Origin of the sequence: Streptomyces atratus, assembly GCF_040655115.1 — a bacterium.
GTDB classification, from domain to species: Bacteria; Actinomycetota; Actinomycetes; order Streptomycetales; family Streptomycetaceae; genus Streptomyces; species Streptomyces atratus_D.
The window spans coordinates 59,455-68,162 of sequence record NZ_JBFAJH010000043.1 but is presented as its reverse complement, the minus strand read 5'-3'; the positions used below and the strand labels follow the sequence as shown (position 1 = coordinate 68,162).

The window sequence follows — 8,708 nt, the reverse complement described above, 5'->3', positions numbered from 1 at the left end:
GCTGACGCCACACCCGGCGTCCCAGATCGCACCGAGAACGTTACGCACACCCCGCCAGCCATGCCCACAGATCGTCGCACCGTTCACTCAATCGTGCCCATGTTCGCCAAAGCGGCTTGTGTGCCCAGCAGTTGTGAACCCTCCCAACTGTCCAGGGGATTACCATGCTCGTCCGTCTTGCGTCGCCGGACCGGGACCATGCCGGCGAACAGCGGGGACTGCGCGAGCTTGCTCACGGCCGTGGGTGACCAGGTGGCCCCGCTCCGGGTCCGGCGGCCCTCCTCATTGAGCGGTTCCTCTTGGCTGAGCCCCAACCCGACCAGTGTCGCGTGATCCTCGCGCACCGCAACCCCCTTCACTTTCAAGGAAAAGGGTACGGAAGGGATGGACCTTAGACATGGACTTTCTCGAAGTGCGGTACGACCCGTTCCCGGTCCACCAAGTAGCGGGCGAAGCCGCCGGCGAACTGGTCGTACATCCCGCCCTGGCCATCGCCTCACAGGTGTCGGCGGCCATCTGGAGGGCGCCCTCGGCGCCGGTGCGGGCGTGGTGGCGCAGCAGGAACTCGATCGTCATGGACGGCGGGAACTTCGGGGCGCCGCCGAAGCCGGACAGAAGCGGCCCACCTGACCGTCACCGACGGCATACCTCCATCCTGCCTGAGTGACCCCTCCCCCACAGTGATCGCGCAGTATCTCGGCGAGCGCGCCCTGCCGGCCCACGGTGGGCCGCATGAGGAACGTGTACGCACGGATCATCCGGCCCACCCCCTTCCGGTCCGAATCGAGAATTCGTCCGACAGTCATTTCAACGCGCGAACACGAGCCGGGTCACCGCAGGCAGCAAGATTTCGCCCCACCAGGTATCCGGGCTCGCCGGCTGAGCGCAACGGCTGTTCTGCTGCTGCCACTTGCCCCTCGTGCTCTCTCGCGCTCAGCCGCCCCGCGCAGGACACTTGTCCCGAACCGAAGCTCTCGGAGGGGGACGGACATGCGGGACAGCCACCGGGCCGAAGCCGAACGGCTGTTGGTACGCGCCGTGGAGGAAGAAGTACGCCGTTCGGGGGGCAAGGCCGACGCCGGTGCGCTGATGGCGCGCGGGCGGGCGGCGCTCGACTCACTGGCGGCGGACGCGGCCGAGGAGTACGCCGCGTACACGCAGGCGCTCGATGCGATGGAGGCCGGGCAGAAACCCCTGTCGCAGCAGTTCAGCAAGGCGGTGATGGGAACTCCACTGCTGGTCACGGGGGTTGCCGCAGCCGCTGCGTTCGGCGCCGATCTCGCGTTCGGTACGGCGCCGGGGCCGGCGCTCGGCGCGGGCGCCGTCGTCGCCGTCGCGGGCGCCGCGGCCACCGTCGCCAAGGTGACCGCCTCGCACTGGCCCGCCGCCCACCGGCACGCGGGCGCCGCGGGCCAGCCCGGCGGGCCCGAGCAGTTGCGGCTGCAGTGGCTGGCGGCCCTGGAGGTACGGGGCATCCGCCCGTTTCTCGACCAGCAGAGGATGCTGACCGCGTCGTCACGCACGCCGAAGAAGAAGGCAGCCGCCGTCATGCCGCAGCTGCGCGGCGGTGACCGCAGCGCGGCGGCCCGCAGGCGGTCGCTGCTCGACCAGTCCTTCGGGCATCTGCCCGCCGCCGACGGCCCGTTCGCCGGCCGCCGGGCCGAGCTGGCGCAGATCGCCCAGTGGGTGCACGCGGCCCGCGCGTCGACGGAGACCAGGCCGACCGTCGTCGTCCTGCACGGCACGCCCGGCGTCGGGCGCACGACGCTCGCGGTACAGGCGGCGCATGAGCTGAAGGACCAGTTCCGGGGCGCGTGCGTGGTGGATCTGCGCTCCGATGTCACCGGCGAGAACCCGCTGCCGACCCGCGACGCGCTGCTGCACCTGCTGAACCGGCTCGGTGCGCCGCGTGAACAGCTGCTGTTCCGCGAGGGGGTCTCTCCCGATCGAGCGGGATCGGGATCCCGGGGAAAGTCCTCCGCCGAGCAACAGGTACGACGGCTCAGCGAGCTGTACCACCAGCATCTGACCGGTACGCCCGTGACGATCGTCCTCGACGACGCCGGCGACCCGGCGCAGGTCCGCACGCTCATACCGGAGCGCTCCGACAGCCTGGTTCTCGTCACCGCCCGCGCCCCCCTCGACCTGCCTGCCGACATTCCGGCGTGGGTGCATCAGCTGCCCGTGGGCCCGCTGGACGCGGCGGGTGCGGAGGAGCTGCTGCGCGAGTCGGCGCAGGAGCAGGAGCAGGGGCCGTACGACTCCCAGTCGACCGACACGGTCGCCGAGCTGTGCGGCGGGCTGCCGCTGGCGCTGCGGGTCGCGGGCTCCTCGCTCGGACCGCGTACCCGCACGGAGCTGGCCACCGAACTCGCCGCGTACGGTCCCGTCGCCCCCGTCGAACGGGCTCTGTGGCTGCGCTACACCGACCAGTCCGAGCAGGCGCGGCGGCTGCTGCGCCGGCTCGCGCTGGCCGGGCGCGCCAGCCTGGGCGCGGCAGCGGCCGCGGCGCTGCTGGCCGCCGAGGAACAGGAGGCGCAGTCCCTGCTGACGGCCCTGTCCCGGGCCGGACTGCTCGACCATGTGCGGGGTACGCGCTACCGGCTGCACGATCTCGTAAGGGCCTTCGCCCTGGCCCGGCTGCACGACGAGGAGCAGGCGGCGGACCGTACTGCCGCGCAGGAGCGGCTGATCCACAACTATGCGGAGCTGGCCGGTGCGGTGATCCGGATGGTGGACGGGAAGATGTCCACCCGGGCCGGGCAGTTCGGTTCGCACGGGTTCGGTTCGCTGGACGCGGCGCTGCGCTGGCTGGACGACGAGTCGAGCTTCATCACCTCCGCTCTGCGGCACGCGGAGGGCGTCGACCAGGGGGCCGTGCTGGACCTGCTGGGCGCCCTGTGCGACTACTGCCTGCTGCGCGGCGACCTCTACCGTCTGGGCGAGATCAGCGAGCTGACGCAGGCCGTCGACAAGGGACTGCTGGAACGGTCGGTCCAGTGGCGTACGGGCATCGCGGCCCGGCAGCTCGGCGAGCTGGACAAGGCCCGCACCACACTGTCCTCGGTCGTCGGTCTCTACCGCGAGGCGCACAACGACGCGGGCACGGCGCTGGCGCTCTGCTCGCTCGGCATCACCCTGCACCACCAGGGCAATCTCACCGACGCGTCGGCGCGGCTGCGCGAGGCGATCGCGCTGCAGTCCACCGGCGGACAGGCCGAGGACCGGGCGTGGTCGCTGCATGCCCTGGCCGCCGTCGAGCGTGACCGGGCGAACCTGGCGGAGGCCCTGACCCTCCTCGACACGGCGCTGGCCCTGCACCGGGAGGGCGAGTCGCTGCACGGCGAGGCGTGGACGCAGTTCCAACTGGGTCAGGTACTGCTGCGGATGGGCGATGTGCCCGGCGCCGAGGAGACCCTGCGTACGGCCCTGGAGCTGTACGGCCTCACCCGTGACGAGCGCGGCGAGGCGTGGGCGCTGACCCAGCTGGCCCGCGCCCGGTTGCTCGACGGCGACGCGGAACCGGCGGTCGACCAGCTGCGCCGGGCGCTGTCCCGCCACCGCGACAACGAGGACGCGCGCGGCGAGGCATGGACGCTGTACTACCTGGGCCAGGCGCTGGAGGAGGCGGGCGACACCGACCAGGCGGTACGGGAGCTGGAGCGGTCGCGCACGATGTTCTCGCGGATGCGGGACGTGTACGGGCTGGCGTGTGCCCGGCATCACTCGGGCCGGGTCACCCGCGACCAGCGGGCCGCCCGGACCGGCAATCTGCGCAACTCGGGTTTCGCCCGTCAGCTCCTGGCCGACGCACGGGCCGACTTCCGGCGCATCGGCGTCGCCCACGGCGAGGCGTGGACGTGTCTGGAACTGGCCCTGGTCGACGCGGGGAACAACCGGGCCGGCCAGGCGCTCGCGCTGTGTGACGAGGCGGTGGAGCTGTTCGACTCGTACGGCGACACGCGGGGCACCGACTGGGCCCGCTTCCTGCGGTGCACTCTGCTGCCGTACGCGTCGGCGGGCGGCACGGAGGTGGGCACCGTGGTGGCCCAGCAGGAACTCGCCGACCTGCTCCGGGCCGGCCACCCGAACCGCGACAGCAAGCTGGAGGACTGCGCGGAGGCGTTCACCGTGGTGCTGAACCGCGGGATCGACCTGGAGGACGGCTGGCAGGCCTGGCACCTGGGCATGACCCCGACCCGCCACGCCCGGGAAATCATGGGCGTGGCAGTGGAAGCACGGTCATAGCCGCCGTCCCGGCACTCTCGCCGGACGGGCCTTTCAAGCCCGTCCGGCGATCGAGGGCAAAGGCGCCGACGGGTTGCGCCGGAACCCGCTACTTCGCGGACCCGGCCCCCGCCCCGGATACGTCGGCCCCGGCCGACCCCGCGTCCGGATCCGGCGCCTCCTCGAAGTTCACCTTGCCCATGTGCCGGTTCATGGACTTCATCAGCAGCCACACGCCCACCGCGAGCGCCGCGAAGACGAGGAAGCCGAGGACGCCGGGTGTCACCTTGTTCTTGTCGAATTCCTCGGCGAGAGGAACGACGTGGGTCAGTGCCTGGGTCGCGTACATATCAGGCATTGTCGCGGATGCCCGCGAAGAGGTCGCTCTCGGGGAGGGAGGTGTCGACGAGAGACTTCGCCAGCTCGTACTCCTCGGTCGGCCATACCTCCCGCTGGATGTCCATCGGCACCCGGAACCAGCCGCCGTCCGGATCGATCTGCGTGGCGTGCGCGATCAGCGCCTTGTCCCGGATCTCGAAGAACTCCGCGCACGGAACGTGCGTGGTCAGCGTCCGCTCGACGCGCTCGAACTCCTTCCAGCGCTCCAGCCACTCGCCGTACGGCGACTCCAGGCCGCGGGCGAGCAGCGCCTCGTGCAGCGCCACCGTGCGGGGACGGTTGAAGCCCTGGTTGTAGTAGAGCTTCTGCGGCTGCCAGGCAGGCCCGAACTCGGCCTCGGGGAACGTCTCGGGGTCCGAGGCGCCCTCGAACGCGATCATCGTGATCGTGTGGGTCATGATGTGGTCGGGGTGCGGGTAGCCGCCGTTCTCGTCGTACGTGGTGATGACCTGCGGCCGGAACGCGCGGATGGAGCGGACGAGACGCCCGGCCGCCTTCTCGTCGTCCTCCAGTGCGAAGCAGCCGTCGGGCAACGGGGGCAGCGGGTCGCCCTCGGGCAGCCCCGAGTCGACGAAGCCGAGCCACTCCTGCTTGACGCCCAGGATCTCCCGGGCCTCGTCCATCTCCTTCTTCCGCACCTCGTGGATGTGCTCCTCGATGTACGGGTCGCCTTGGAGTTTCGGGTTGAGGATGGAGCCGCGTTCGCCTCCCGTGCAGGTCACGACCAGCACGTCCACCCCCTCGGACACATACTTGGCCATGGTGGCTGCGCCCTTGCTCGACTCGTCGTCGGGGTGGGCGTGGATGGCCATCAGTCGAAGCTGCTCAGTCAAGACTCGATCCTCAGTGATTGGTCGCCGTCGAGTGGCGCCGTCCCGGAGGGACGTCGGTGTGGGGCGGCGGTCGGGTGGCGGGTGGGCGGCTTCTATAGTGACCGAACCGGGGGGTGGAAAATTCCTCGATCCCCGGTACGGGAGGAACGATCATGACTGCGGTGCGTGAAGCACTTCCGGAGGGCCGCTACGGGCGCTCCGCGGACGAGCGCGCGGATCGCAAGCTCAAGATCATCGGCTCGGTGCTGGGCGTCGCGCTGCTCGGCGTGGTCGGCTGGATCGGTTACGACTACGTGGCCGGCCAGGGCATCAGCGCCGAGGTGATCAAGTTCAGGATCGCTTCGGACGACCGGGTCGACATCCACCTCGAGGTGCGCAAGGACCAGGACGCGAAGGGGTACTGCACCCTCCGCTCCCAGCAGGTGGACGGCAGCGACGTGGCCCGGAAGGACATCCGTTTCGACGACCGTTCCGACCGGATCGACCGGATCGTCTCGTTGCGTACGACCTCGCGGGCGACCAGCGTCGAGCTGCTGGGCTGCACGGTTGACGGCGGGTCGTCGAACTGACCGGCACGGACCGGCCCTGACCTGCGGTTATCGCCGCTGACCTGCGTTGACACAGTCCTGGCGGTTTACCTGCTCCCCCTTTTCCTGGGGAATTGTTAGGCTCGTGGTTTCGCCCACCCGTGGAGGCACATGCTTCTGGGTAGGGCGATGCTTTGTATTCCCAGTACCGACGCTTGAATATCCAGTACCGACTAGGAGCACCTGTGACCCAGACCAGCGAAAACGTCACCTGGCTCACGCAGGAGGCGTACAACCAGCTCAAGGCCGAGCTGGATCACCTGTCTGGTCCCGCGCGCACGGAGATCGCCGTCAAGATCGCGGCGGCCCGTGAGGAGGGTGACCTCCGGGAGAACGGCGGGTACCACGCGGCCAAGGAGGAGCAGGGCAAGATGGAGTTGCGGGTGCGCCAGCTCACCCAGCTCCTGGAGCATGCGAAGGTCGGCGAGGCACCCGCCGACGACGGCGTGGTCGAGCCCGGCATGGTCGTCACCATCGCGTTCGACGATGACCCCGACGACACCCTGACGTTCCTGCTCGCCTCGCGCGAGTACGCGAGCGCGGACATCGAGACGTACTCTCCGCAGTCTCCGCTCGGTACCGGCGTGAACGGCAAGAAGATGGGCGAGGACGCCGAGTACGAGCTGCCGAACGGCAAGCGGGCCTCGGTGAAGATCCTCGCGGCGAAGCCCTACTCGGGCTGAGCCGGTCACCCGACACGGCAGAACACGAGGAAGCCCCGGCCGCCGACGGCCGGGGCTTCGCCGTGTTCCTCAGACGGTCGCCGAGCGGTACTTGCGGACCGCGAGGGTCCGGAAGACCACGATGATCAGCACGGACCAGATCAGCGAGGCCCAGACGGGATGCTGCATCGGCCAGGCACCGGACGGGGAGACGCCCGGGTTCCCGAAGAGTTCGCGGCAGGCCTGGACGGTCGCGCTGAACGGGTTCCATTCGGCGACCGGCTGGAGCCAGCTCGCCATGTTCTCGGTGGGCACGAAGGCGTTCGAGACGAACGTGACCGGGAAGAGCCAGATGAGACCGCCCGACGTGGCCGCCTCGGGGGTGCGGACCGACAGACCGATCAGTGCCCCGATCCAGGAGAAGGCGTACCCCAGCAGAAGCAGCAGCGCGAAGCCGCCGAGCACCTTGCCGACGTTCTCGTCGGTGCGCCAGCCGACCAGCAGGGCGACAGCCGCGAGGACGACCAGGGTGAGCGTCGTCTGGACGAGGTCGGCGAGCGTACGGCCGGTGAGGACCGCGCCGCGCGCCATCGGCAGCGAGCGGAACCGGTCGATGAGGCCCTTGTGCATGTCGTCCGCGATGCCCGCACCGGCGCCCGCGGTGGCGAAGGTCACGGTCTGCGCGAAGATGCCCGCCATCAGGAAGTTGCGGTAGTCACTGGGGCTGGTGGAACCGCCGATCATCATGGAGCCGCCGAAGACGTAGCTGAACAGCACCACGAACATGATCGGCTGGATCAGCCCGAAGATCACCATCTCCGGGATCCGGGTCATCCGGATCAGATTCCGCTTGGCGACAACGAGGGAGTCGCGGACCGACCCGCCGATGCCTCCGCCCGCCCTGGGGGCTGCCGCGAGGTGCGGCGTGTCCGTCGTGGCAGTCACTTCCTGACCTCCTGTCCGGCCTTCCTGCCGGTCGGCGCGGCGGGACCCGGGACCGTCCCGTTCTCGTCGGTCTCCGGCGCCTCGGCGACATGGCCGGTGAGCGAGAGGAACACGTCGTCGAGGGTCGGGCGGCGCAGTCCGATGTCGTCGATCTCGACCCCGCGGGTGTCGAGATCGCGGATGATCTCGGCGAGCAGCTTGGCGCCGCCGAGGACCGGGACCGTCAGTTTGCGGGTGTGCCGGGCGACGGTGACCTCGCCCTTGCTGAGATTGGCGAGGACGGCGCGGGCCGGATCGATCTGGTCGGGGTGGTGGACGACGACCTCGACGCGCTCGCCGCCGGTCCTGGCCTTCAGTTCGTCGGAGGTGCCGCGGGCGATGACGAGGCCGTGGTCGATGACGCAGATGTCATGCGCCAGGTGGTCGGCCTCCTCCAGATACTGCGTGGTCAGCAGCAGCGTCGTGCCGCCTGCGACGAGCTCCTCGATGACCTCCCACAGCTGCTGCCGGTTGCGCGGGTCGAGTCCGGTCGTCGGCTCGTCCATGAACATCACCGGCGGGGAGACGACGAGCGCCGCCGCCAGGTCGAGGCGGCGGCGCATGCCGCCGGAGTACGTCTTCGCGGGGCGGTCGGCCGCGTCGGCGAGGTTGAACCGCTCCAGCAGCTGCACCGCGCGGGCCTTCGCGTCGCGCCCGCTCATCTGGTAGAGCTGACCGACCATCTGCAGGTTCTCGCGGCCCGTCAGATACTCGTCGACCGCGGCGAACTGGCCGGAGAGGCCGATCGAGCGGCGTACCTCGTCGGGTTTCTTCAGCACGTCGATGCCTGCCACGACGGCCCGGCCGCTGTCGGGTCTGAGCAGCGTCGTGAGGACACGCACGGCAGTCGTCTTGCCTGCGCCGTTGGGACCGAGGAGGCCCAGGACCGTACCCTCCGGAACGTCGAGATCAACACCGCCGAGTGCTCGTACATCGCCGAAGGTCTTCACCAGACCTTCGGCGTAGATGGCGCCTGGCATACGGGATTCCCCCAGAGCGATTGTCGGCTTCCTCGA

8 protein-coding genes and 1 pseudogene are annotated in these 8,708 nt (G+C 69.9%); 3 read left to right on the top strand and 6 right to left on the bottom strand.

What is annotated here, in order from left to right; genetic code table 11:
* Positions 1 to 83: 83 nt before the first annotated feature.
* Positions 84 to 344, bottom strand: a complete 261-nt coding sequence (locus tag AB0I23_RS31895; RefSeq protein ID WP_359114537.1) for a recombinase family protein — start codon at positions 342 to 344, stop codon at positions 84 to 86.
* Positions 345 to 400: 56 nt separating this feature from the next.
* A pseudogene (locus tag AB0I23_RS31890) lies at positions 401 to 609 on the bottom strand (hypothetical protein); the annotation flags it as partial.
* A gap of 381 nt (positions 610 to 990) precedes the next feature.
* Between AB0I23_RS31890 and AB0I23_RS31885 the strand changes: the two are divergent.
* Entirely contained in the window at positions 991 to 4,248 is a 3,258-nt protein-coding gene (locus tag AB0I23_RS31885) for a tetratricopeptide repeat protein (protein WP_359114536.1), read from the top strand.
* A gap of 88 nt (positions 4,249 to 4,336) precedes the next feature.
* On the opposite strand, the gene AB0I23_RS31880 is transcribed toward AB0I23_RS31885, so the two are convergent.
* Positions 4,337 to 4,576: a hypothetical protein gene (locus tag AB0I23_RS31880; protein WP_345515210.1), complete on the bottom strand. Its 240-nt coding sequence runs from the start codon at positions 4,574 to 4,576 to the stop codon at positions 4,337 to 4,339.
* A 1-nt stretch (position 4,577) separates the two neighbouring features.
* The gene (gene mca / locus AB0I23_RS31875; protein ID WP_359114535.1) at positions 4,578 to 5,459 is read right to left on the bottom strand and encodes a mycothiol conjugate amidase Mca; all 882 of its coding nucleotides are present in this window, start codon (positions 5,457 to 5,459) and stop codon (positions 4,578 to 4,580) included.
* A 152-nt stretch (positions 5,460 to 5,611) separates the two neighbouring features.
* On the opposite strand from mca, the gene AB0I23_RS31870 reads away from it, so the two are divergent.
* The gene (locus AB0I23_RS31870; protein WP_359114534.1) at positions 5,612 to 6,028 is read left to right on the top strand and encodes a DUF4307 domain-containing protein; all 417 of its coding nucleotides are present in this window, start codon (positions 5,612 to 5,614) and stop codon (positions 6,026 to 6,028) included.
* Positions 6,029 to 6,231: 203 nt separating this feature from the next.
* The gene (gene greA, locus AB0I23_RS31865) at positions 6,232 to 6,729 is read left to right on the top strand and encodes a transcription elongation factor GreA (protein WP_359114533.1); all 498 of its coding nucleotides are present in this window, start codon (positions 6,232 to 6,234) and stop codon (positions 6,727 to 6,729) included.
* 69 nt (positions 6,730 to 6,798) lie between these two features.
* Here the strand turns inward: greA and AB0I23_RS31860 are convergent, their stop codons facing one another.
* Both AB0I23_RS31860 and AB0I23_RS31855 read right to left on the bottom strand, forming a co-directional pair.
* A complete protein-coding gene (locus AB0I23_RS31860; protein ID WP_359114532.1) occupies positions 6,799 to 7,653 on the bottom strand; it encodes an ABC transporter permease in 855 nt (284 codons plus the stop codon).
* Positions 7,650 to 8,672 carry an ATP-binding cassette domain-containing protein gene (locus AB0I23_RS31855; protein WP_359114531.1) on the bottom strand — a complete coding sequence of 341 codons (1,023 nt, stop codon included), beginning with the start codon at positions 8,670 to 8,672 and terminating at the stop codon, positions 7,650 to 7,652. The genes AB0I23_RS31860 and AB0I23_RS31855 overlap by 4 nt, the downstream gene beginning before the upstream one ends.
* Between the last annotated feature and the right edge of the window lie 36 nt (positions 8,673 to 8,708).